At 56.5% G+C, this 25,000-nt stretch carries 20 protein-coding genes and 1 riboswitch; of the genes, 6 read left to right on the forward strand and 14 right to left on the reverse strand.

Annotated features, from left to right (window positions below; all coding sequences use genetic code 11):
- The first annotated feature begins 57 nt into the window (after positions 1-57).
- Positions 58-3,060, forward strand: coding sequence for an S-layer homology domain-containing protein (locus tag PG722_RS08500; RefSeq protein WP_270580275.1), 3,003 nt, complete (start codon positions 58-60; stop codon positions 3,058-3,060).
- Positions 3,061-3,383: 323 nt separating this feature from the next.
- Here the strand turns inward: PG722_RS08500 and brnQ are convergent, their stop codons facing one another.
- From brnQ to PG722_RS08520, 4 genes are all read right to left on the reverse strand, one after another.
- Positions 3,384-4,667, reverse strand: a complete 1,284-nt coding sequence (brnQ, locus tag PG722_RS08505; RefSeq protein ID WP_270580276.1) for a branched-chain amino acid transport system II carrier protein — start codon at positions 4,665-4,667, stop codon at positions 3,384-3,386.
- Between the two features lie 75 nt (positions 4,668-4,742).
- Entirely contained in the window at positions 4,743-5,885 is a 1,143-nt protein-coding gene (gene tgt / locus PG722_RS08510) for a tRNA guanosine(34) transglycosylase Tgt (RefSeq protein ID WP_118761531.1), read from the reverse strand.
- Positions 5,886-5,908: 23 nt separating this feature from the next.
- Positions 5,909-6,934, reverse strand: a complete 1,026-nt coding sequence (gene queA, locus PG722_RS08515; RefSeq protein ID WP_161273941.1) for a tRNA preQ1(34) S-adenosylmethionine ribosyltransferase-isomerase QueA — start codon at positions 6,932-6,934, stop codon at positions 5,909-5,911.
- 80 nt (positions 6,935-7,014) lie between these two features.
- Complete coding sequence (locus PG722_RS08520; protein WP_270580277.1) at positions 7,015-8,721, reverse strand: SpoIID/LytB domain-containing protein; 1,707 nt, start codon at positions 8,719-8,721, stop codon at positions 7,015-7,017.
- 94 nt (positions 8,722-8,815) lie between these two features.
- A riboswitch (Lysine riboswitch) is annotated at positions 8,816-8,998 on the forward strand.
- A gap of 221 nt (positions 8,999-9,219) precedes the next feature.
- On the opposite strand from PG722_RS08520, the gene asd reads away from it, so the two are divergent.
- The 3 genes from asd to dapB are packed head-to-tail and all read left to right on the forward strand — an operon-like array spanning position 9,220 to position 11,991.
- A complete protein-coding gene (gene asd / locus PG722_RS08525; protein ID WP_270580278.1) occupies positions 9,220-10,302 on the forward strand; it encodes an aspartate-semialdehyde dehydrogenase in 1,083 nt (360 codons plus the stop codon).
- An 18-nt stretch (positions 10,303-10,320) separates the two neighbouring features.
- On the forward strand, positions 10,321-11,211 hold the full coding sequence (gene dapA / locus PG722_RS08530) for a 4-hydroxy-tetrahydrodipicolinate synthase (RefSeq protein WP_270580279.1): 891 nt from the start codon (positions 10,321-10,323) through the stop codon (positions 11,209-11,211).
- A 15-nt stretch (positions 11,212-11,226) separates the two neighbouring features.
- The gene (dapB, locus tag PG722_RS08535; protein WP_270580280.1) at positions 11,227-11,991 is read left to right on the forward strand and encodes a 4-hydroxy-tetrahydrodipicolinate reductase; all 765 of its coding nucleotides are present in this window, start codon (positions 11,227-11,229) and stop codon (positions 11,989-11,991) included.
- 79 nt (positions 11,992-12,070) lie between these two features.
- Here the strand turns inward: dapB and PG722_RS08540 are convergent, their stop codons facing one another.
- The 6 genes from PG722_RS08540 to PG722_RS08565 all read right to left on the reverse strand — a co-directional run bounded on the left by PG722_RS08540 (position 12,071) and on the right by PG722_RS08565 (position 18,604).
- A complete protein-coding gene (locus PG722_RS08540; RefSeq protein WP_270580281.1) occupies positions 12,071-13,849 on the reverse strand; it encodes an Rqc2 family fibronectin-binding protein in 1,779 nt (592 codons plus the stop codon).
- A gap of 12 nt (positions 13,850-13,861) precedes the next feature.
- Positions 13,862-14,638, reverse strand: a complete 777-nt coding sequence (locus PG722_RS08545; RefSeq protein WP_116705256.1) for a Nif3-like dinuclear metal center hexameric protein — start codon at positions 14,636-14,638, stop codon at positions 13,862-13,864.
- On the reverse strand, positions 14,635-15,321 hold the full coding sequence (locus tag PG722_RS08550) for a tRNA (adenine(22)-N(1))-methyltransferase (protein WP_118645685.1): 687 nt from the start codon (positions 15,319-15,321) through the stop codon (positions 14,635-14,637). Before PG722_RS08550 ends, PG722_RS08545 begins: the two co-directional genes overlap by 4 nt.
- Positions 15,322-15,384: 63 nt before the next feature.
- The gene (locus PG722_RS08555; RefSeq protein ID WP_110436676.1) at positions 15,385-15,585 is read right to left on the reverse strand and encodes a DUF1858 domain-containing protein; all 201 of its coding nucleotides are present in this window, start codon (positions 15,583-15,585) and stop codon (positions 15,385-15,387) included.
- Between the two features lie 379 nt (positions 15,586-15,964).
- Positions 15,965-17,542, reverse strand: a complete 1,578-nt coding sequence (locus PG722_RS08560) for an oligosaccharide flippase family protein (protein ID WP_270580282.1) — start codon at positions 17,540-17,542, stop codon at positions 15,965-15,967.
- A gap of 144 nt (positions 17,543-17,686) precedes the next feature.
- Complete coding sequence (locus tag PG722_RS08565; protein ID WP_270580283.1) at positions 17,687-18,604, reverse strand: helix-turn-helix transcriptional regulator; 918 nt, start codon at positions 18,602-18,604, stop codon at positions 17,687-17,689.
- A 545-nt stretch (positions 18,605-19,149) separates the two neighbouring features.
- Here PG722_RS08565 and iolE point away from each other — a divergent pair.
- Positions 19,150-20,049, forward strand: coding sequence for a myo-inosose-2 dehydratase (gene iolE / locus PG722_RS08570; RefSeq protein WP_110436673.1), 900 nt, complete (start codon positions 19,150-19,152; stop codon positions 20,047-20,049).
- Positions 20,050-20,272: 223 nt separating this feature from the next.
- A complete protein-coding gene (locus PG722_RS08575) occupies positions 20,273-21,289 on the forward strand; it encodes a Gfo/Idh/MocA family oxidoreductase (protein WP_116705252.1) in 1,017 nt (338 codons plus the stop codon).
- Positions 21,290-21,424: 135 nt separating this feature from the next.
- On the opposite strand, the gene PG722_RS08580 is transcribed toward PG722_RS08575, so the two are convergent.
- The 4 genes from PG722_RS08580 to atpD form a co-directional block, all read right to left on the reverse strand.
- Entirely contained in the window at positions 21,425-22,225 is an 801-nt protein-coding gene (locus tag PG722_RS08580) for a Cof-type HAD-IIB family hydrolase (protein ID WP_270580284.1), read from the reverse strand.
- Positions 22,226-22,228: 3 nt separating this feature from the next.
- A complete protein-coding gene (locus tag PG722_RS08585) occupies positions 22,229-22,939 on the reverse strand; it encodes a YoaK family protein (RefSeq protein ID WP_270580285.1) in 711 nt (236 codons plus the stop codon).
- 162 nt (positions 22,940-23,101) lie between these two features.
- The gene (atpC, locus tag PG722_RS08590) at positions 23,102-23,503 is read right to left on the reverse strand and encodes an ATP synthase F1 subunit epsilon (RefSeq protein ID WP_117490615.1); all 402 of its coding nucleotides are present in this window, start codon (positions 23,501-23,503) and stop codon (positions 23,102-23,104) included.
- Position 23,504: 1 nt separating this feature from the next.
- A complete protein-coding gene (gene atpD, locus PG722_RS08595) occupies positions 23,505-24,902 on the reverse strand; it encodes a F0F1 ATP synthase subunit beta (RefSeq protein ID WP_117750882.1) in 1,398 nt (465 codons plus the stop codon).
- Positions 24,903-25,000: the final 98 nt, after the last annotated feature.

A 25,000-nucleotide genomic window follows, 5' to 3' on the forward strand; every position in this document is an offset into this window, starting at 1 on the left:
TACTGAAAAGTATGTCCCTTTTTCACACCCGCAATAAAAGGAGGAACTCAAAGGATTATGAGAACATCAGCCAAACATCCCTGCCGCCTGATTGCAGCCGCGCTTGCCGCTCTGCAGCTATGCGCAGGTGCTGCCGGAGCCGTTTTCGATAACAGCTTCAGCTACACCTACTCTCTCGGCAGCGGCCTGCAATACAGCCGCACCGAGGGCAAAAACAGCGCCGGTCTGCAGCGCGCGAACGTGCTGACATACTCGCCGAACACCGGTGTAACGCCCATCATGGTCTACGCCGATGAGCAGCTGTACGGCAGCAAGGCCACTATCACAAACGCGGTGAAATATCTGCAGAATCAGGACAAAACCGTGCTCGGCGGCACGAATGCCGACTTTTTCGTTATGTCCACCGGCATCCCGATCGGTCTGGTCATCGACAGCGGCGAGCTCATTTCGTCCGATGCCTGGCAGTACGCGGTTGGCTTCAAGAAGGACGGCACAGCTGTCCTCGGCCGCCCGACTATGGGCATCCGCGTGAGCGGCAAGAGCGGCACGGTCAACGTATCCTACTTCAACAAGACGCGCACGACGGCCGGCGCGTACCTGCTCGATCACAACTACGATGACTCGACGCACTTTGCAGCCAAGGGCACGAGCATTATCCTCGAGCGCGTGGATGATACACCGGTCAAGGTCAACGGCTCGGTCAAGCTCAAGGTCGTGAACAAGGGCACGGGCAGCAGTCCCATTACGATCACCAAAAACCAGATGGTGCTCACCAAGTCGGACGGCGCAAATGTGCCCTCGTGGGTGGATTTCGAGGTTGGCGAGGAAGTCACGCTGTCCATCGCATCGAATGACAGCAGCTGGAGCGACGTGCAGTACGCAGTCGGCGGCAAGCTGCTGATGGACAACAGCACGATTACGACCGACGGCATTGACGCAGGCTCGACCCGCAGAGCACGCAGCGCAGTCGGCGTGAAGGCAGACGGCACGGTTGTTCTGTATGAAATCGACGGCAACCAGTCCTCGTACAGCGTCGGCCTGACGGCGGCAGAACTCGGTCAGGAGCTGAAGGAGCTCGGCTGTGTCCGCGCCATCTGTCTGGATGGCGGCGGCTCCTCCGCAATGGCGGTCCGCAATCCCGGCGAGAGCACCGCAGCTTTGATCTCCCAGCCGTCGGACGGCTCACAGCGCGCGTGCGCCAACTACATTTTCTTTGTCAACAACATCGCGTCGGACGGTGTGACGGCTCATGCTGTGCTCACGCCCAGCCACCGCTATGTGCTCCCGGGCGGAAGTACCTGGTTCTCGGTCAAGGGTGCAGATGCGTCTTACGCCTCGGCAGACGCACCGACCGACCTCAGCTACACGGTGAATGATGAACTGGGCACGGTCTCCGGCCAGACGTTCACCGCGGGCAGCAAGACCGGACGTGCGGCCATTACCGGCTCAAACGGCACGGTTTCCGGCTCGATGAACGTGTGCATCACTACCGGTGTGGACTCGATCGCACTGCAGAGCGGCGGCAAAGCGCTCAACTCTATCTCGGTCAAGCCGAACCAGACCGTCAACGTGGATGCGCTCGCGTACCACCTCGGCCATACGATGGGAGCTGCGGATTCCTGCTTCAAGTGGAGTGTGTCCGGCGATGTCGGTGCGGTAAATGCGGACGGCGTGTTCACTGCGGGCAGCCAGATGGCCTCCGGCACGCTCACCTGCTCGTATGGCAGCGTGAGCAAGTCCATTCCGATCAATGTCGGTATGGGCGATGCGCAGAGCGCTTACACCGTTGCGGATTTTGAAAACGGTCTGAACAATCTGACCGCATCGGACGGCGTAACGCTCTCGCGGGTGACGGATTACACCTCGGTGGCACGCGGCACCGGTTCGCTCCAGGCGATGTGGAACGGCACCGGTACGGACGGCTTTACGATTTTCGTTCCGGCGGCTGATGCTTCGAGCATGAAGCACCTGACACTGTGGGCGCACAGCAGGAACACGGCAGGCACGCTCACGGCGGTGTTTGCCGACGCGGAAGGCAATGAGCTGACCGCTCCCCTGTCCGCTGCAACCGGCAACAGCTGGAAGCAGCTGACAGCAAGCGTGCCGGACGGCGCACAGCAGTTCACCGGTCTGCGGTTTGACAAATCCGGCGCAGGCTCCGGCGGCTCGGCGCTGTACCTCGACCAGATCGTACTGAGCGCAGATCACGCGGTGACGAATACGGATGCGCCGTCGGTCAAGCTGAATACGACCTCGGCAACGGTCAGCATCGGCACAAATGCCGCGCTTTCCGGCACTGCCACCATGGAAAACGGCAAATATCCGGTGCGCGCAAGCAATATTGCGGTCAAGGTGGACGGCAAAGCCGTTTCCGGTGCAGCTGTGATGAGCGGCTCGACCATGACCATTACAACCGGCACGCTGTCTGCCGGTACGCATACCGTGACTGCCGACGTGTCCGATGATGCAGGCAACCGCACGCGCGTTTGTGCGACCATAACCGCCGGTTCGGCATCCAACGTGTTCGCGGATACCGCGTCGCACTGGGCGAACGGCTACGCTTCCCTGCTGAGCGCGCGCGGCATCATGAAGGGCGAAACCGCAAACGGCAGCACCTATTTTCGCCCGAACCGCAACCTGACTCGTCAGGAGTTCGCGGTGACGATGGCGCGTCTGCTGAATCTGGATACCTCCAGCACCTCCGGCACGCTCGGCTTTGCCGATGAGGACAGCATCCCGAGTTGGGCACGCGGCGCAGTTGCCGCAGTTTCGCGTGCGAACATTATGAACGGCTCGGGCAGCAACGGCAAGCTGTACTTCAACCCGCAGGCCACCATGACGCGCGCTGAGGTTATGACGGTCATCGGCCGCTGCCTGCCGCGCGGCTATGCGGCGGTCAGCCTGAATTACACGGACGCGTCCGTAATTCCATCGTGGGCGACCGAGCAGGTCAAGACCTGCGTTTCCGCCGGTGTCATCGGCGGTTACTCGGATGGTACTATCCGACCGAACGGCAATATCACCCGCGGTGAAATTGCGAAAATTCTGGCTCTGTTCTAATAGCCGTTCCGGAACTGCAGTTTTACAACAGCAACACCCGTCAAGAAGAATCTTGACGGGTGTTCAGTCTGTCAAAAAAGCAGCATTCCGACCCTCGTACTTCGTGCGGCAGCACGCATAAAATAGAATTTGCGGAGCAAATTCATAAATTCCGAGAGCATGTATCTCGGAATTTATACAAGGGAAGAAAAAATGTGCCTGCAAGGCGCGGTTTTTCTTCGGAATTCGATCGAAAGCGTGGTTTCGATCGAGAGGCTGCTCGAAAAACGTTAGTTTTTCGACAGCCTCAACACCCGTCAAGAAGCATCTTGACGGGTGTTTTCTTATGCCTTTTCAGCTTTCTTCGGAACCAGCAAGCCAATCAACAGACCGACCGCAGCCGGAATCAGCCAGCCGAAGCCGAGTGCGTTCAGCGGCAGTGCCCGCAGAAGCGGCGACAAAACCGGAATCGGGAATGCCGCGGCAATGCTCTGCACCGCAGTAAAGGCAATGCAGAGGCGGTAAACCGCACCGTGTTTCTCCGGCTTCGGGAGAAACGACAGCACGATCAGCACGATAGCGACCGGATAAATCGCGTTCAGCACCGGCGTGGACAGACGGATAATACCCGCCAGACCGATATTCGAAATAATCATGCTGGCCGCAGCAAAGAACGCCGCAATGGCCGGATACGGAATACGCGGCAGCAACTCATGGAAATACTGACCGACGCAGGCAATCAGGCCGACACAGGTATTGAAGCATGCAATGACGAAAATTGCGGCAAGCAGCACCTGCCCGATCGGGCCAAACAGACCTCTGGCAATATTGCTCAGCGTGTCCGCGCCAGTCGAGCCGCCCGGCCATGCCGCACCGGACAGTGCGCCAACGTGCGTCAGCATCGCGTAAATCAGAAGCAGCATTGCGCCTGCAATCCAGCCTGCACGGATGGTGCTGCGGCGCACCTGCTGTTCGTCCTCGATACCGTAATCCCGAATATTCAGCGCGATAACCGCGCCGAAATTGAGTGCCGCCAGCGTATCCATTGTCTGGTAGCCATTCAGAATGCCCGTCAGGCCCGGCAGCGAAGCATAGTCTGCGGTCGGCACGCCGTAATGCTCTGCCACCGGATGAAACAGGCAGCCGAAAAACAGCACGAAAATCAGTACGATCAGCGTCGGACACAGAATGCGTCCGAGCCAGCTTGTCAGCTTTTCCGGGTGCAGTGCAACGAAAAACGCTGCCGCAAAGAACACGATAGAGTAAATCAGCTGCCGCATTGCATCTCCGCCGATGAGCGGCGCGAGCATTTGGAATGACGTACTCGCCGTGCGCGGGATGGCCAGACACGGGCCGATCGACAGGTAAACCAGCAGCGCAAAGATCTGCGCAAATCGCGGATGCACACGCCCGGCCAGCTCGGACAGTCCGCCTGCACGCGCGACAGCGATCACGCCAATAACCGGCAGACCGATCGCGCTGACCGCAAATCCGACAAAGGCCAGCCACGCGACAGTGCCCGCCTGTGCACCGAGATACGGCGGGAAAATCAGGTTTCCGGCGCCGAAAAACATAGAAAACAGCGTAAAACCTACCAGAAGCAGGCTTCTTCGGTTTAACTTTTGCATAGCAGTTCTCCTCTTCCTTATGAATAGTGAAAGCGCCATCATCGCGGAACAATGGCGCTTGGGTTTGCATCCGAGTCAGATGCGTTTGCTCATTTTTTCGCTGTATTCTGCGCGGTAAGCCTCGAATGTGCCGTTATCGAGTGCGTCGCGGATTTCCTGCATGAGGTGGTTGTAGAACCACAGATTGTGCATGACAAGCAGCCGCTGAGACAGCATTTCACCGCTCTTGAGCAGGTGGCGCAGATAGGCGCGGCTGAACCGCTGACAGGTCGGGCACTGACAGCCTTCTTCGATCGGACGGTCATCGGTCTGGTACTTGGCATTCATAATGTTCAGGATGCCGTTATGCGTGAACAGATGACCGTGACGCGCGTTGCGGGTCGGCATAACGCAGTCGAAGAAATCAATGCCGCGAGCGACACCTTCAATGATGTTGCTCGGTGTGCCGACACCCATCAGGTAGCGCGGCTTATGCTCGGGCGCATGCGGCAGAACAACATCGAGAATATGGTACATGACCTCGGTGCTTTCACCGACGGCAAGACCGCCGATGGCATAACCCGGCAGGTCCAGCTCCGCAATCGCTTCCATGTGCTCGATACGCAGGTCGTCATAAGTGCCGCCCTGATTGATACCGAACAGCAGCTGGTGCGGGTTTACCGTATCCGGAAGCGTGTTCAGACGGTCAAGCTCGGTTTTACAGCGTTTGAGCCAGCGCGTGGTACGGTCAATGGAGTTTTTAACATACTCACGCGGCGCGGGGTTCTCGATACACTCGTCGAACGCCATCGCAATGTCCGAGCCAAGGTTGGACTGGATTCGCATGCTCTCCTCCGGTCCCATGAAAATCTTGCGGCCGTCAACGTGCGAGTGGAAGGTTACGCCTTCCTCCTTGATTTTGCGCAGGGTCGCCAGCGAAAACACCTGAAATCCGCCGGAGTCGGTCAGCATCGGACCGTCCCAGCGCATGAATTTGTGCAGACCGCCCATCTGCTTGACGATCTGGTCGCCCGGACGGACGTGCAGATGATAGGTGTTGGACAGCTCAATCTGGCACCCAAGCTCCTTGAGGTCGAACGCGTCAACCGCACCCTTGATGGCACCCGCTGTGCCGACATTCTGGAATACCGGCGTCTGTACCACGCCATGTGCCGTGCAGAACTCGCCGCGACGGGCGCGGCCCTCGGTTTTGATTAGGTTAAATTTTCCGATTTCCATAATTCCCTCTTATCCTGTTTTTATTAGTACAAAAGCATCGAATCACCGAACGAGAAGAAACGATATTCTTCCTTAATGGCTTCCTGATACGCATTCATGACCATTTCTCGTGTCGCAAATGCCGAAATCAGCATCATCAGCGTGCTCTCCGGCAGATGGAAGTTGGTCACAAGATGATCGACTGCCTTGAATTTATAGCCCGGATAGATGAAAATATCCGTCCAGCCGGACTGTGCGCGCACGGTACCGTCGTCAGCCGCGATGGTCTCCAGCGTGCGACTGGCTGTTGTGCCGACCGCCCAGATCTTGCCGCCTGCGGCACGCGTATCGTTGATGATCCCCGCGGTCTCTTCGTCCATGATATAATACTCGGAGTGCATGATGTGGTCGGTGATCTCATCCTCCTTGACCGGGCGGAACGTACCCAGACCGACATGCAGCGTCACGAACGCCAGTTTTACGCCCTTGGCTTTCAGCGCGTCAAGCAGCTCGGTCGTGAAGTGCAGGCCGGCGGTCGGTGCAGCTGCAGAGCCCGGTGTTTTGGAGTAAACCGTCTGGTAGCGTTCGGGATCATCCAGCTTCTCCTTGATATACGGCGGCAGCGGCATGGTGCCGAGCTTGTCGAGGATTTCCAGGAAAATGCCCTCATAGTGGAAGCGGATCAGGCGGTTGCCGTCCGGCTGAACAGCCTCAACGGTTGCGGTCAGCAGGCCGTCACCGAAGGTCAGCTCTACGCCGGTGCGGGTCTTTTTGCCCGGACGCGTCAGGCATTCCCACAGGCCGTCGCCCTTGTCGGTCAGCAGCAGCACCTCGATCGGCGTAACATGGCCGACAGCGTGACCCATCAGGCGCGCCGGAATGACGCGGGAATTGTTGAACACCATGCAGTCGCCCGGCTGAACGTACTCCAGCAGATCGCGGAAATGGCGGTGTGTCACCGAGCCGTCCCTGCGGTCGAGCACCATCAGGCGGGACGCGTCGCGCTGCTCCAGCGGATGCTGGGCAATCAGGCGTTCGGGCAAGTCAAAATAAAAATCGCTTTTCTTCATCACAAAGGCAAGGACGCTTTTAAGACAATATCGCCTAAGCGCCCCTGCCGTTTTTCCTCCCTTGCGTGTTTTTTTATAGATTACTCGGCAATCTCAATGCCGGTAAAGTAGAATTTCAGAATCTGGTCATAGGTGAAGCCCTTCTGCGCCATTGCGTAAGCGCCCCACTGACTCATGCCGACGCTGTGTCCCCAGCCTGAGCCGCTGAACGTATAACTGGTCGGATTGGTAACGGTCGGCGTGGTATTCGAGCCGGTATTGCCCGAATTACCGCTGTTTGTGTCCCCGTCATCGCCGGAATAGTCACTTGTGGTTTTGACAAGCACAGTGCTGCTTGCGTTGTCGAAGTCAACGTCAAAGCCAATCGACTTGCCGATATCGCGCAGCTTGTAGTAGTTGTTGCCGTTGATGATGTAGCCGTCCAGTGTGGTCTCCTCGCCGTCGAACACAATCGTCGAGGTGGATTTGCCGATTTTCTCCACCGCCGTGGACGAATCCGCAAGCTCGCCGCCAACGGTCTCATACGCCGTGCCGGAGGTCAGCAGAATGCGTTCATTCTCCTTATCCCAGCGGACGTTGAACTGACCTTTGGTGCCGCTCAGCAGATATGCAATATCGCGCAGCTTGAAATAATTGTTGCCATACTGCGTGCCGTTTACAATGTAATACCCCTGCGGAGATACGGTTTTGCCGTTGACCTTGACGTTATGCGTCGAAGCCTTGACCTGCAGACTGGTCTTGTTGCCCGAGCCGCCGACCGGCGTGATCGTGTAGCGAATGCTCTTGAGACCGAACACTGTGCGGACGCTGCTCCTGGAAATCGTAACCGACTTGCCGCTCGTATCCGTCACGGTGACTTCGTTTACGTTATCGGTCGCGGTGTGCTTTGTGACCTGCACATTTGCTACCTTGCCGATGGAGTAGCCTGCGGCATTCACCTTCTGCTGAATCTCATCTGCGGTGAGCGTCACCGTCCACTTGTCCTTGTTCGGGTCCTCATACGGGTCAATCTTGCCCTTGAGGTACGCGTAATCGCCGCCCCAGACGTTCGCTGCGTCCTCGGTTGCGCCGCCGTCCGACGAATAAAAGTAACCGATGACCGAGCTGCCGTTGTACGACAGCGTTTCACCCTTGGTGGCGTTCACTGCGGCATCCGAGGCCTCGGTCGCGCGGTTGGCGCCCAGATACACCTGACAGTTCGTGGTGTTGCACAGATCGTAATCACTGCCGTGCTTGTGTGTGCCGAGTGCAAACGAACGAGCACACACTGCCTGCGCCTTCTGCGCTTCGGCAGGCCAGTCCGGGTCGATCTCATACGGCAGCACGCCCTTCACATAATCCTCCACACCCACATAGTTTATAACAGTGATGCTGCCGTTCGATGCACGGCGGTACACAAAATCGCCGTACCACTTGTAGCCCTTGAACCACGTCAGCGTGCTGTTCGGACGAATGGCGATATGGTCTGCACCCGCTGCGGACGTATACAGCACCGAGCCGCTGTCGGTATCGCTGACCTGAAAGGCATCGTTCACCAGCTTGACGGTCAGCGCACTGCTCGTGATCGACTTGCTGCCGGAGAACGCGGTGCCGCTGACGGTGCCGACCGTGTAGCCGGTCCTGTAGCCGCTGACATTTTCAAGCTGCGGCGCAGCAAAGGTGGAAGCGCCGCTGATCGTCAGACCGACACGCAGGCGTGTATCGCTGCTCGCTGCATGTGCCGGAACAGCACCGATGCAGGTGACCGTCATCACGGCGCAAAGCAGCATGGATAACAGCTTTTTCATTTTTATCAACTCCTGTTTTATTTTTTATCCTTGTTTCGCCTTGTTCTTATTGACAAACTCAAGGGTATATTCTAAAATAAAAAGCGAAAGTATCAATACAGATAGAGGTGCGGTTTTCATCAGTACCGGTTGGAAGGGTCCGCAGACCCGATAATCACCCGGGAAAGGGACCTCCGCCGAAGCCGGTGCTTGTTGCGGAAAGGCCGTGCTGGACGCCGTCGGAAAATATCCCAGCGTCTGTCATCAGCGGAAACGCCGGTGGAGAGCTATTCTGTTTAGAGTGCAGCGGTTTGTTCCGCTCCCTCTATTATAGTATAGATCATACCGGTTTTTCAACCGGTATTTTTCTTTTGAGGTAACTCTGTACAATTCGTCTGCGGCACTTTGCGGAAAATTGCTCTTGCCGAATCATCCGAAGTCACCTCTGGATATTCTTTCTGTATGTTTTTCATCACATAATTTCTTTGTTAGAATACCTTTTGGAAGGATTTGATAAACATGAAGCAGTACAAAGTAGGCATCGTCGGCGCGACCGGTATGGTCGGTCAGCGCTTCACCCTGCTGCTGGAAAACCACCCGTGGTTCGACGTCGTAGCACTCGCTGCATCCGGCCGAAACAAGGGCAAGACCTATGCCGAGGCTTGTGAGGGCCGCTGGAAGATGACCGTTCCGATGCCCAGCAAGTACAAGGACATGGTTATGTACGACGCAACTGCCGACGCAGAGGAGATTGCCTCCAAGGTTGATTTCATCTTCTGCGCAGTAGATATGAAGAAGGACGAGATCCGCGCCCTTGAGGAGAAGTACGCAAAGCTCGAGTGCCCGGTTTGCTCCAACAACTCCGCTCACCGCGGTACCCCGGATGTTCCGATGATCATTCCGGAGATCAACGCTGACCATGCCGAGATCATTCCGGCACAGCGCAAGCGTCTGGGCACTAAGCGCGGCTTTATCGCCGTTAAGTCCAACTGCTCTATCCAGTCCTACGTTCCGGCGCTGTCCGCTCTGATGGACTTCGAGCCGACCGAGGTTTCCGTCTGCACCTATCAGGCAATCTCCGGTGCCGGCAAGACCTTTGAGACTTGGCCCGAGATGGTAGACAACGTTATCCCGTACATCGGCGGCGAGGAAGAGAAGAGCGAAAAGGAGCCGATGAAGATCTGGGGCCACATCGAGGGCGACCACATCGAGTCTGCGACCACTCCGGTTATTTCCGCACAGTGCCTGCGCGTTGCATGCTCTGACGGTCACATGGCTGCCGCTTCGGTCAAGTTTAAGAACAAGCCGAGCAAGGAAGTTATGATCGAGCGCTGGAACAACTTCAAGGGCCGCGCACAGGAACTGAACCTGCCGTCCGCTCCGGAGCACTACCTTACTTACTTTGAAGAGGATAACCGTCCGCAGACCAAGCTGGACCGCAACCTTGAGAATGGTATGGGTGTTTCCATCGGTCGTCTGCGTGAAGATACCATTTTTGATTACAAGTTTGTCAGCCTGTCGCACAACACTCTGCGCGGCGCAGCAGGCGGCGCTGTTCTGATGGCAGAGCTGCTTTGCGCCGAAGGCTACATGGACCGTTAAGGAGGTCACCGTTTTATTATGAAGAAGCCTGTTTTTACCGGTGCTGCGGTTGCTATTATCACGCCGTTCAAGTCCACCGGTGAGGTCGATTACGAAGAATTCGGCAAGATTATCGACCACCAGATTGCACATGGCACGGATGCCATCGTTGTCTGCGGCACCACCGGTGAGGCATCTGCCCTGCACGATAAGGAGCATCGCGAAGCCATTGCCTGGTGCTGTGAGTATGTCAACCATCGTGTTCCGGTCATTGCCGGCACGGGTTCCAACGACACCGCATACGCCATTGAGCTGACCAAGTTTGCAGCTGAATGCGGCGCTGATGCCGGTCTGTCGGTTACGCCGTACTATAACAAGACTACGCAGCGCGGTCTGATCGCACACTACACCGCAATCGCAGACTGCTGCGATCTGCCTGTCATTCTGTACAACGTACCGAGCCGTACCGGTGTTTCCTTCACCGCCGATACCCTGTATGAGCTGTCTAAGCACCCGAATATCAACGGCCTCAAGGCTGCTTCCGGCAACTTCTCGCTGCTGGCTGAAACCATGGCGAAGTGCGGCGACAACCTGAACGTATGGTCCGGCAACGACGACCAGATCGTCCCGCTGATGTCTCTTGGCGGCAAGGGTGTTATCTCGGTGCTGTCCAACGTAGCACCGCAGGTTGCACACGACATTACTCAGCTGTGCCTCGACAACCGTTATCCGGAAGCTGCTAAGCTGCAGCTGCAGTATCACGATCTGATCGATGCACTGTTCTGCGAAGTCAACCCGATTCCGGTCAAGAAGGCTATGGAGCTGCTCGGCTGGAAGGTCGGCGGTCTGCGCCTGCCGCTGGTTGAGCCGAGCGAGGAGCACATCGCGTACATCAAGCGCGAGCTGGAAAACGCCGGCTGCAAGATCTAAAGGAGCTATAAAAAGATGTTGAAAATTGCACTTTCCGGCTGCTGCGGCCGTATGGGCCATGTCATCAACGACATTGTCAGCGGCAGAGAAGGTATGGAGATCGTTGCGGGATTTGATATCAATACGGTGCAGTATGCAGGTTTCCCGATTTTTGCCGATCCGTTTGAGTTTACCGGCGAATGCGATGTAATCATCGACTTCTCCAACGCCGCTTCTACCGAGCGCCTGCTCGATTACTGCGAGCAGCACGGCATGCCGGTCGTTATCTGCACCACGGGTCACTCTGCGGCGCAGCTGGACCGTATTCGTGCGGCTTCTGCAAAAATCGCAGTATTCCGTTCGGGCAACATGTCGCTCGGCATCAACCTGATGAGCGAGCTGCTCAAGCAGTCCGCCGCTGTTCTGGGTGACAAATACGACGTGGAGATCATTGAGAAGCACCACAACCAGAAGCTGGATGCTCCTTCGGGCACGGCTCTCATGCTGGCTGACGCAGTTGCGAGCGCACTCCCCTATGACGCGGAGTACGTTTACGACCGTCACGAGCGCCGCGAAAAGCGTCCGGCACACGAGATTGGTATCTCCGCCATCCGCGGCGGCACCATCGTCGGTGAGCACAGCGTGCTGTTCTGCGGCCGCGATGAGATCATCGAGATTAAGCACACCGCCCTGTCCCGCGAGGTTTTCGCGGTCGGTGCGGTTGATGCAGCCGCTTTCATGGCCGAGCGCACCCAGCCGGGCATGTACGACATGAGCGACGTTATCGCATCCCACAAGTAAAGCAAAAGGGATTCTGTTTCTGACAGAATCCCTTTTTTCGTGTAAAAACCGCTCTTGAAAGTTCGAGAGCGGTTTATTTTTATTCTACGCGGAGCTTTTCTACTTCGGCTTCGTCCGGCGTGACATACGCGGTCTGGTACACATGGTAGATGACCATGCCCGGCTTCGCGCCCGCAGGCTTTTTCACCTGGCGAACCGGCGTATAGTCCACCGGCACCAGAGAGGACGAGCGTCCTCGCGAATGGTACGCTGCGATCATGGCAGCCTCGGTCATGGCCTCATCAGTCGGCTCCCTGCCGTCCGTCACGAGGATAACGTGCGAGCCGTGAATCTTCTGCGTGTGGAACCAGATATCGCTCTTGAACGCGGTTTTGAGTGTCAAAAGATCGTTTTGCAGATTGTTTTTTCCCGCAAACACGTCAAATCCGTCGCTCGTGCGATAATGGAACGGCTTGGCCTGCACCGGCTTGCCGCGCAGCTTCTTGTTGCGCGTCTGCTTGGCAGAGAGCACACCGGACTGCGTGAGCTCCTCGCGCAGCTGTGCAAGATCACGCTCGTTTTCGGCTTCGCTGAGAGCAGCGAGGACACTTTCCAGATAATCCAGCTCAGCTGTGCCCTGTTCGATCTGCTGTGTGAGCACTTCCTCGGCGGTCTTGGCCTTGTTGTACAGCTTGAAATACTTCTGTGCGTTCTGCTGCGGCGTCAGGCGAACATCCAGCGTGATCTCGACCTCCGGACAGTTTTCTGCGTAGTAATCGACCACTTTCGCCTTGTTCATACCCTTTTCCAGCTGATACAGGTTCGCGGTGATGAGCTCACCGGTGCGCTTGTACTGCTCACGGTTGTGTGTAGCCGCGAGTTCCTTTTTCTGCGCCGCCAGCTTGCGGGCCACACGGTCACGCGCGTTTGTGACAGTCTTGTGCAAATCACCGGTGCGGCGCTGCATCCGCTCAACCTTGCCCTTTTTCTCAAAGAAGGCTGCAAGCAGCGCACTGAAGCTGTCTGCCTGCGTGACATTCATCAGACCCTCATACTGCGTCACCGGCAGAAAGGTGAAGTCGAACACCGCACCGTCCTCGACCTTGGTCAGCAGGAAAGGCTTGGCTCGGTCATCCTCGACATACGACATGAAATCGTCGTACACCTTGCCGAGCTGCTGACGGTTCTCGTCCGTCATGCGTGCGATCGGCTTGGCTGCGTCACCGGTAGCGCGGAAGGACAGCTCGCGGCAGAGCAGCGGCGAAAAACCCAGAAGCTGACTGAGCAGCCAACGGTCGAGCGTCTGCCCTTCCTCGGCCTGCGATACGGCGGCGGCAAGTCCCGTGCCGGAAACCGTGAATGGGTCGTGCTTGTCCTGTGCGGGCGGCATACGGTAAAACAGACCGGGCAAAACCTGTCGCTTGCCGGACAGGTCGCCGTCTACACGGCGCAGAGCGTCAATAATGCGGTTATCTTCGCCGCACAGAATGACGTTAGAGTGCTTGCCCATCAGCTCGCAGATGAGGTGCTTTTTGCAGGGCACACCCATTTCATCCGTCGTATCCAGTTCGATGGTGAGCATACGCTCGACCGCCGGCTGGCTCACTGCCGCAATCTTTGCGCCCTGCACATGCTTGCGCAGCAGCATGCAGAACATCGGCGGCGCCGCCGGATTCTCTCGAGCCGCGTCAATGAAATGCACGCGCGGCGAGCCTGCCGCGATCGACAGCAGCAGTCGGCGCGGACCGCCCTGACCGCCGCGTGTCTGCAGCACGATTTCATCGCGGTCCGGCTGATAGACCTTCTCTACACGACAGCCTGCCAGTACGTTATTGAGTTCATTTGTCACTGCCCGCAGGCAGATCGCATCTAATGGCATATCAATTCTTCCTTAAACAAATTGGATACAGTCCGCGTGCCGCTCGGAAACCTCGGTAAGCACCTGCGGGAATGCGGCTGTGATTTTATCGGCGAACACGGCCGCAACCGGATTTTCGGTCGGGAAGTGTCCCGCATCCACCAGAGACAGACCGATGGCCTGCGCACGCTGCATGAGATCGTAGCTGCAGTCGCCGATGACGAACGCCTGTGCGCCGCCTGCGACTGCATAGTCCATCAGCTTGCCGCAGGCACCGCCGCCGACCGCTACGCGCGTGATCGGCTTGCCGCCGTCACAGAAGCGCACACCGCCCGCACGCAGGCATTCCTTGACATAGAGTGCAAATTCGCGCGGCTGCATTTCGCGCGGCAGATCGCCCACACGACCGAGCATGCCGTTCTCGCCTGCCTCCATGCTCACCACGTTGGTGAGGAACAGCGCGGACGCGAGTGCGTCATTGACACCGCCCTCCGCACAGTCTGCGTTGGTATGCATGCAGATAATAGAAATATCGTGCTTGATCGCGTAACGCAGCACTCGACCGGTCGTATCGTCCGATGTCACGCGGCTGACTGAGGTGAAGATCGCCGGATGGTGTGCGACAACAAGCTGCGCACCGCGCTCAGCCGCTTCCTGCACAACCGTTTCTGTCACATCGAGCGCACAAAGCACGCTCGTGACCTCCTGCGCACGATCACCGCACAGCAGGCCGACATTGTCCCAGCTTTCCGCCAGCTCGTAAGGAGCAAGGCCCTCCATAAATGTCAAAATATCCTGAACTGTCGTCATTTCAGTTCCTCCCTTGCAGATTGGATGCACTGCACCAGCGCACGCTGGTACGCGAGACGCTTGTTCTCCGATGCGCCCTGTTCCATGCCGTCCAGTGCCTTTTTCTCCCGCAGGTAGAGCTGCTCAAGATAATCGGCAGCCCCCTCTGCACGCAGCAAGGCCGGAGAAACCGCACATTCGCTCAGCGGTATTTCCCGCTTCGGTGCACCGCCGCGTACGCTGAGAACGACGTAACGCCGTCTGTCCTCGCGACACAGCGTTTCACGCTCGATGGCGTAGCCGTGCGCGTACAGCCACCGGCGCAGCTCGGCAATCATGGTCATCGGCTGGAGCAGCAGCAGATGGTCACCTTGGGCGGTCCACGGTGCAGCAGTCAAAATCTCTGCGATGGTCTGGCCGCCCATGCCTGCGATTGTTACGGTGTCGCATTCCTCCGCCCGTACGGCCTCCAGGCCCGGCGCAAGCCGCAGGGACAGGGATACGTTATGCTCTTTCGCATTGCGCTCCGCATGTGCCAGCGGTCCTGAACGGATATCCGAGCCGATAGCCGATGCAATATGCCCATCCAGCAGCAGTGAGATCGGCAGCTTGCCGTGATCCGTTCCGATATCCGCCAATCGAGCATTCTGCGGCACCAGAGCCGCCATACAGGCCAGCCGCGGTGTTAAAATCATACTTTCCATGTAAAACTCCAAAAAAACAGAGCCGGCAAACAATGCCAGCTCTAATTTTCTTACTCACTCGACTTATTCGCCCAGAAAAGCGTTGAGCTTGGCAACCAGTTCATCTGCATTGGTGCCGTGTACCATGCAGGCCTCCTCGATGCTCTCGCCCTGAGATGCCGGGCAGCCGAGGCAGTGCATGCCGATTTCCATAAAGAAACGAGCGGTCTCGATGTTCATATTCAGAACCTCACCAATGGTGGACTTCTTCGTAATAGCAGCCATGATAGTAGCCTCCTGTTGCTTTTTGTTTGTTTATAGTATACCGCAAAAATCCGTACTATTCAAGTAGTAAATAGTATTCCCTGTGAAATCGGCCGGAAAACTGCGTAAAACAGACAAATCATGTATTCACCGAGAAGTTCCCGCTGTGCGAATCATCTCCGGCTGCTGCAGAACTGCTTCATCCGGATTTCCGAGCAATGACTGCAGGAAGCTCCGGAGCACGCAAATCCGATGATACTCATACAAAAACAGAGCGTTTCACTGCTGTGAAGCGCTCTGTTTTCATTTTTTATTCCTGCAGCAGAAAAGCCGGCGCCTGCACAGCGGCAACCCGTTACCCTTTCTCCAATCTTCACGCTGATAGCACTTCTCTATTTTCCTACCACAGGAATACCGGAAGGACTGCCGGATTTTCCACGCGATGTGCCAGATACCGCCCGAGACGGATGCCGAGCAGCCTCAGCACGAGCAAATACAGTATGATAGCCGACACGAGTGCTGCCGTGAGGGCGGTCACGGTGTTATCAAACCGGCAGGCGAACGTCTGCGCGAAAAAGCGAGTCCACAGAAAAACCGCAGCGCTGCAGAGCAGCGGCACGCCGAACCGCCGGAAGGGTTTCAGGCGGAACGCTGTCCGTCGGTGCAGGATGGCAAGGTTGACCGCAGCGGCGCTCGCTCCGGTCAAAAACATGGCAAGCAGGTAGCCGTAAATGCCGAGCGTTGGCCTTGCGCACCAGCGGTACAGCAACGCAAGCTGGCACAGCTCCGCAGAGATGGCGGTTGCCACGTTCCACCTTTGCAGGCCGAGCGCATTGAGCAGGCTGCCGGTCGCCATCTGGTAGTAGGCCGCCACGGCTGCCGCGCCGAGCAGCGCGGCGTAGCCGCCGGTGAGTGGCTGGCGGAAAAACATCTCGCTCAGCTGCGGTGCCAGCGGCACGAGAACAGCAGTTGCCGGCATGCCGATGAGACCTACAGTCGTAACGGCACGGCCGGTCAAAACACGCACGCGTGCCTGCTCACCGACCGCCTGCGCTGCCGTAACGGCAGGCAGCAGCGCTGTGCAGACCGAGCTGACGAACGCGACCGGAAACAGCAGCAGCGGCATGGCCATGCCCGAGATCACGCCGAGCGCGGACAGCGCCTGCTCATAGTCCAGACCGGCCGCCATCAGGCGCTGCGGCAGCAGGACGGCGCCTGCCGAGCCGAGCATATTGCCGATCAGCGCCGAGGCGGATAATGGCGCGGCAATGCCGAAAAACTGACCGTAAAGTTCCTTATCCGGCCTTGTAAAGCGAATATGCCGCATATTTCGTCGGAACAGCCGCGTGAGGAAAAGTGCGCTGAACACTTCGCTGCACACCATGCCCGCAAAGATGAGCATGGCGATTCTGCCATAGTCACCGCTGCCATATTCGTACAGCAGAAAGCTGACCGCGAATATGCGGATAAGCTGCTCACCGACCTCGGAGCAGGCCGTGTACTGCACCCTTTCCAGTCCGATAAACAGCGATTTAAAAATATTTTCCACGCCGGTGAGTGCGAGACACAGCAGCATGTACGGAAACGCGCGCGCACAGCGTCCGTCACCGAGCAGGTTTGCCGCGATGCCATCGCCGCACAGCAGAACCACCGCTGTGCAGGCCGCACTCAGCGCAAAAAAGGCGCGGAACGCCAGCCGCAAAACCGCGCCTAACCGGTTGCTCTCCCCTCTTGCTTCGCACGCCGCGCTCAGCCGCGAACACGCCGTTGTCACGCCGGACAGACAGCCTGCATTCAATACTAAATACACCGAATTGACCAACCGATACACGCCCAGACCTTCCGCACCCGCAAAGCGGCTGAGCACCACGCGATAGACAAATCCGAGCACCTGCAGCAGCACATTTCCGCACGCGAGCACGCCTGCTGCGTATAAAATCGTTCCTTTTCTGACCCGCACAGCATGACCCCATTTCACGAAATTCTATGCGGATTTTGGATGGAATATGCGTACAAAAACTCCCGCAGCAAACCGCCCGTTCTGTACACGAGAATGCTTTTTTCCGCAGTTTTCCTCATTAAAAAATCCCTGCACAGAATTCTCACTCTGTACAGGGATTTTTTACTTGCGTTTGCGCTTAGGCTTCTCCTCGATGCCGGTGGACACAATATAATTCTGCCGGAACTTATTCGGCGGCATGCCGACGTTTTTGGTAAACTGCAGATTGAAATAACTCTGCGTGTCATATCCCACCATCTCTGCGATACGCGTGATGGACAGGTCGGTCGTGATCAGCAGCGTCTGTGCTTCACCGATGCGGCGGCGCAGCAGATACTGCACGGGCGAATACCCGCTCATCTGCTTGAAAACATGCGATAAGTAATACGGACTGATGTGCAGCGCCTCACCCATGCTCTGCAGCGTGATCGGCTCCATATAATGCTTGTCAATATATTCCTTAATCCGTCTGCCGAGAATGTGCGGCTCCTCCAGCGGCTTTTCCGACTCCGCGTGAGAACCGGCGGTGACCGTCAGCACCGACATCAGCAGCGCGTGCATCAGCGAACTGCAGAACAACTCAGCATTCGGCTCGCCCGCCGACAGGGTGCGGAACATCATTTCAAACAGGCAGTGCAGATCAGCGAAATACTTGCCGGTCGGGAATACATAGCCCGCATCATCCGGAATGAGTGCGTTTTCGCGCAGACCGGGCATATGCAGCCCGCCGACGGCAATGCAGTAGCTGCCGACTTCCATATTCGGACCGGAAACCTCGTCGTGCACCACGCCTGCGTTGTATACGAGCAGATCACCCGGCTTGATGATGACTTTTTTATCGTGAATCAGGTATTCGCTTGAACCGCTGCAAATAAGAATCAGCTCGACAAAATCCTCATGCGCATGCATGACACGCGGATGCGCACTGGCATCCGGTCGGATTTCACTGACGTAAAGCAGCTTCGGCTGATTCTCCCCCTCAAAAATTGATTTAACTTCCTTCTCTACAAAGCACTGTACGTTCAGGCTTGCCTTCGGCATAGTTTTTTGCAGCTCCTCTCTTTCTCTGACGGTGATTTTACTCTTATAAAAGTATAGCACACGGGTCCGTTGTGCGCTAGCACATATTTGCTTTTGCAGACCGCCGTATATCGTGCTTTTTTGCGGTCGGGCTGAGAATAATTATAAATTCTTGCTATTTGCAGATTCTTGTTTTTTGTTCTCGCTTATTTATAGTATAGCATATCCGACCGAGAATCTTCCGTATGTTTCTCTGCGGTTTTTCAGCTTTCGCAAACCTGCCGATTCGCCGGTCTCCGACCGGCAAAAAGCAGGATTTATAAAAACAAGCGCACAGCCTCAAACCCGCTCCGAAAAAATACTGTGCATTTTTACCGCCGCTTTTACCTCTAATATATTATATATATGGGATTTTCGGGTGTCCGAAAAAAAGTTTCCGTTTTTTGAATCAAGCCAAGAATCTAAAAGAAACCGTTCGCCATATCTGCTAAACTATAAGCACAAAGAGAAGAAAGAATCTCACAGCTCAGTTGTGAGATACAACAAGAATGAAAGGACGAAGCATTATGTTAGATCCCAAAAAGGTTAAAATCGGTATCGCGCCTATTGCATGGACCGAGGACGACATGCCGGAGATGGGTGCTGAAAACAGCTTCCTGCAGACGATCAGTGAAATCGCTCTGACCGGTTATGTTGGCACCGAGATCGGCTGCCAGTTCCCGCGTGATCCGGCGATTCTGAATAAGGAGTTTGGCCGCCGCGGTATTTCCGCCATCACCGGCTGGATCAGCACCTACTTAAATGAACTGCCGATGTGGCAGAACGAGCGTGCGTTCGTTGACCACATGAACTTCCTGAAGTCGATCGGCGCTACGATTATCAACACGTCCGATCAGTCGTTCTCCATTCAGCATCAGTGGAACACTCCGCTTTCCAACAAGAAGGTGCTGAACGACGATGAGTGGGAGGTACTGACCAAGGGTCTGGATCACCTCGGCAAGATCGCTTATGACAGCGGCATGAAGATCGTGTACCATCATCACATGACGACTACCGTGCAGAAGACCGACGAAATCGACCGTATGCTCGCTATGACCGACCCGAAGTACGTCAGCATGATTTACGATACCGGTCATCTCACCTTCTCCGGCGAGGACCCGATCGAAATTCTCAAGAAGCACCACGACCGCATCGGTCATGTCCATCTCAAAAATGTCCGCAAGCCTGCAATGGATAAGTGCTACGCCGAGAACAAGAGCTTCCTCCGTTCGATTCCGGAAGGCGTGTTCACCGTTCCCGGCGACCCGGAAGGCTGCGTAGACTTCCCGACCGTATTCAAGCTGCTCGACGAGTACAACTACGAGGGCTGGCTGGTCGTAGAGGCTGAGCAGGATCCGGCTATCGCAAATCCGCTCGAGTACGCCCGCATGGCCCGCGCCTACGTCAAGGAGCACACCGGACTGTAAGTTAACCCATTATTTTCAAGGCAATACCGCATAATTGGACAAGAGCGATTTGCGAGTAAATTTTGCGTACTGACGAGGCGCGGTTTTGCGGTAATACTTGACGTATTACCGTGAAATCGCAACAAAGTCAGGGCACAAAATTTCCGCAAAGCGCCGCAGCTTTAATTGTGCGGTGTTGCCTTAATAAAAAGAGTAAGAAAAGATCACAAAGGAGGGTATTACTATGAAAAAGTTGAAGATTGGTATCATCGGTGTAGGCCGTCTGGGTTATGAGCACGCCTGCAACATTGCAAACCGCGTTCCGGGTTCGGAGCTGGTAGCTATCGCAGACGCAAACTTCGACCGCGCAAAGCAGGTCGCTGAAGAACTGGGCGTAACCGCCGTTTACAACGACCCGAAGGATCTGTGCGCTGACCCGAACGTTGAGGCCGTTGCCATCATCACCAACACCGCTTCTCACGTTGAGATGATCAAGATTGCGATGGACGCAGGCAAGCACGTTTTCTGCGAAAAGCCGCTGGCTGACACGGTTGAAAAGTGCAAGGAGGCCGAGGCCATCATCGCCGCTCACCCGGAGCTGACCTTTATGCTGGGCTTCATGCGCCGCTATGACCACTCCTATCAGGTAGCCAAGAAGAAGATGGAGAACGGCGACATCGGTGATGTTATTCTGGTTCGCTGCTACTCGCAGGACCCGATCTCCATCATTGAGGGCACCCTGGAGTACGCTCCGCGCTCCGGCGGTCAGTTCATCGATATGTCCATTCACGACTTCGACCTGATTCGCTGGCTGACCGGCTCCGAGGTCAAGGAGCTGTGGGCAACCGGCGGCTGCTACGAGTTCAAGCAGTACAAGGACTGGGACGACGGCGATAACGTTTCCGGCCTGATGAAGATGGAAAACGATGCTATGGCATTCTTCTTTGCCGGTCGTGCAGCAGCTCACGGCTCTCATGTTGAGACCGAAATCGTTGGTACCCGCGGCACGCTGCGTATCGCTTCCGTTCCGACCGACTCTCTCGTAGAGGTTATGAGCCAGCACGGCGTATGCCGCGAGTGCTATCAGGACTTCATCACCCGTTGGCACGATGCATACATCACTGAGATTGAGGAATTCTGCGACTGCGTAGCAACCGGCCGCAAGGCAACTCCGGGCGTTATCGACGGCACCCAGTCCACCAAGATCGCCTTCCGCTGCAAGGAGTCCTTCCTGACCGACAAGAAGCTGACCCTCGAATAATCGTTCTCGAAACCGCATTCTTATTCCACATTCAATTTATTCTCTCTTATTTATATTCAAGTCTCCAAACAGAATACAAATACAGCCTAATTCAAAAAGAAACCCGAGAATCCTTCGATTCCCGGGTTTCGCTGTTTATTCCACCGCCAGCACGCTGCGGATCGTGCGGCACACGCCGTCCTCATCATTGGACGGACAAACATGCTTTGCGACCTTCTTGAGCCGCTCATGTGCATTCGCCATCGCGTAGGACTCGCCCACCGAGCGCAGAAGCTCCACATCATTCAGATAATCGCCGAACGCCATGCACTGCGCGGGTGTGATGTGCAGATTATCGCACATAACGCCCACGGCCACGCCCTTGCTCAGCCCCAGGCGCATCAAATCCACCCAGTCCGCGCCGGAGAGTGCTACCTGCAGCTTATCGTCGAACATCTGCCGATAGTACGGCAGCACGTTGGTTTCCGCTGCATTTTTGCAGAAAAGTGCCGCCTTGCACACCGGCTCCTGCTGCACGGCTTCAAGCAGATCAGGCACCTTTTTGCGACGTGCGTAGTACATCGCCATGTTCTCCACGAACACCGGATCGTCGTCCTCGTAGGCCGCGCCGTCCCGCATGGACGCGATTGCGTGCACATTCGGCAGACCGCGCGCCAGCTCCACAGCCGCGCACACCAGCTGCTGCGGCATGGCCTCGAACGACACGATTTTGCGTCCGTCGCACACCATGCCGCCGTTTTCGCTGATGTACATCAGCTCGTCCGCGATCTCGCCGAACTGCTCGTACAGGTTGTAATACTGCCGTCCGGATGCAGGCGCGAAGCGTACGCCTATCTTTTTCAGCGTGCGCACCAGCGGAAAAAAGCCCTTGGGCAGCTGCTTACGGCTGGACAGCAGCGTGCCGTCCATATCTGCGGCGATCAGTTTGATCGACATGGTTTACCGTTCCTTTCCGGCGGTCTCCTCCGCCTCGAGCGTATGTTCTTCCTCGACAAACATGACTGCAAAGACCAGACTCAGCGGGATACAGGTCAGCAGCAGCGCTTTTTCGCCAATTCTCGCGGTTGTCAGTGCGCCAATCGCACCGCCGAGGATAAAAAACAGGATGATTGAGTAATAGTTGCGCGTTTTGCGGATCGCATTCCGGTCGCCGGTCTGTGCCCAGATTACAAGCTGCTCGGTGCCCGAACGCAGGTTGCCTGTACACATCGTGGTTGCAAATGCGCTGCCGCGCACCTTGCGGAACGACTCGACCTGCATCGCGCAGATGAACGAGATCATGATGTTGACCGTGGTATTCAGCGTCTGCGGCAGGAATGCCGCTGCAATCAGCAGCACGATCTCGACCAGCACGACAATCTGTCTCCAGTGGATGTTGATGTCGCTCTGGCGTTTTTTGTACCGCCGCTTGACAATCTCCGCCGCCACAACGCCCAGTGCGAACGCCAGAATCGGCAGGAAATATTCGGCTGCCCGCAGCCAGTTGCCCTCGGCAATATTCGCGCCGAACAGGACAATATTGCCGGTCTGCGCGTTAGCAAACACCTTGCCGCGGCAGAGATAGGTATATGCGTCAAAAAAACCGCCGGCCATAGCCAGCAGTGCACCCAGCAGCAGCGATTCCGACATCTGCCCGTGCGCTCGTTTCATGGAAATTCCCCCATTTCATTTCGGCAGAGAATTTTTCTTTGTCTTCCAGCGGCTATTATAGCACAAAAAATCCCCCGATTCAATCAAATCGAGGGATTTATATTCGGTCAATATGCCGAATTATTCAGTAATGCTGATACAATTCCTCTGCCGGAAATTGTATCATTTGCTCTCCGCGATGCGAATACGGTTTACCGCCTTTTTCAGCTTGCCCTGTGCGATATCCATTTCACGGTCGCCGGCCTTTTTCTGCAGAATCGCTTTCGCACGGTCTGCGGCCTCACGGGCACGGGCAACGTCGATTTCGTCGGCCCACTCGCAGGTACGCGCCAGCACGACCGTCTGCTCTGCCGAAACATCCACAAAACCACCCGAAACCGCCGCTACACGGCGTTCGCCGTTCCGGATAATGGTCAGGCCGCCGGTGCCGAGCGCCGCAACATACGGCACATGGTTCGGCAGGATGCCGACATCGCCCTGTGAGGTGCGAACCACGATACGGTCCACTTCACCGTCGAAAAACTGCTTATCGACCGTGAGCACCTTGAGATGAAAGGTAGCCATATTATGCCCCCTTCTTAGCCTTCTCCACTACCTCGTCGATCGTGCCGGCAAACAGGAACGCCGACTCAGGCAGATCGTCATGCTTGCCCTCAAGAATCTCCTTGAAGCCGCGGATAGTCTCAGCGACCGGCACATACTTGCCCGCCATACCGGTGAACTGCTCTGCAACATGGAACGGCTGCGAGAGGAAGTTCTGGATCTTACGGGCACGGGCAACGGTCAGCTTGTCCTCGTCGGACAGCTCATCCATGCCGAGGATGGCGATGATATCCTGCAGATCCTTGTACTTCTGCAGAATGGACTGCACCGCACGGGCAACCTCGTAATGCTCCTTGCCGACAACGTCCGCCGACAGGATACGCGAGGACGAATCCAGCGGATCAACCGCCGGGTAAATACCCATGGATGCGATATCACGCGACAGAACGACCTTTGCATCCAGATGCGAGAACGTGGTAGCCGGAGCCGGGTCGGTCAGGTCATCGGCAGGCACATAAACAGCCTGTACGGACGTGATCGAGCCCTTCTTCGTCGAGGTGATTCGCTCCTGCAGTGCGCCCATCTCGGTTGCCAGCGTCGGCTGATAGCCTACGGCAGACGGCATACGGCCGAGCAGCGCGGAAACCTCCGAGCCAGCCTGCGTGAAGCGGAAGATGTTGTCGATGAACAACAGCACGTCCTGACCCTCGACATCGCGGAAATACTCCGCCATGGTCAGACCGGAAAGTGCAACGCGCATACGCGCTCCGGGCGGCTCGTTCATCTGGCCATAAACCAGCGCAGTCTTGTTGATAACGCCGGATTCCTGCATCTCGTTGTACAGATCGTTGCCCTCACGGGTACGCTCGCCTACACCGGTGAATACCGAAATACCACCGTGCTGCTTTGCGATGTTGTTGATCAGCTCCATGATGATAACGGTCTTGCCGACGCCTGCGCCGCCGAACAGACCGATCTTGCCGCCCTTGGCGAACGGCGCGATCAGGTCAACGACCTTGATGCCGGTCTCGAGGATCTCGGTCGTGGACTGCTGCTCCTCGTAGGACGGCGCCGGACGATGGATCGGCCAGCGCTCCTCGCCCTCGACCGCCGGCTTGTTGTCCACCGGCTGACCGAGCAGGTTGAAGATACGTCCGAGGTTCTTGTCGCCTACCGGCACCGTGATCGGGCTGCCGGTATCGACTGCCTTCATGCCGCGCACCAAGCCGTCGGTGGATTCCATTGCGATGCAGCGCACGGTATCCTGACCGATGTGCTGCGCAACCTCGACCGTGATGATCTGACCGTGGTTGTCGATCGTAATAGCATTCAGCAGCTTCGGAAGCGCGTCAGCGGCAAATTTAATGTCAAGCACCGGTCCGGTGATCTGGACAACGGTGCCAATATTCTGCTCACTCATTGGCAAAACTCCCTTTTGTGAAAAGAGTGAAGAGTGCAGAGTTCACAGTGAAGAGACGAGAGGTATCTCCGCTCTCCACTCTTCTATCTCCACTCTCG

It is taken from the genome of Butyricicoccus sp. OF27-2pH9A, assembly GCF_027693185.1.
Lineage (GTDB): Bacteria > Bacillota > Clostridia > Oscillospirales > Butyricicoccaceae > Agathobaculum > Agathobaculum butyriciproducens.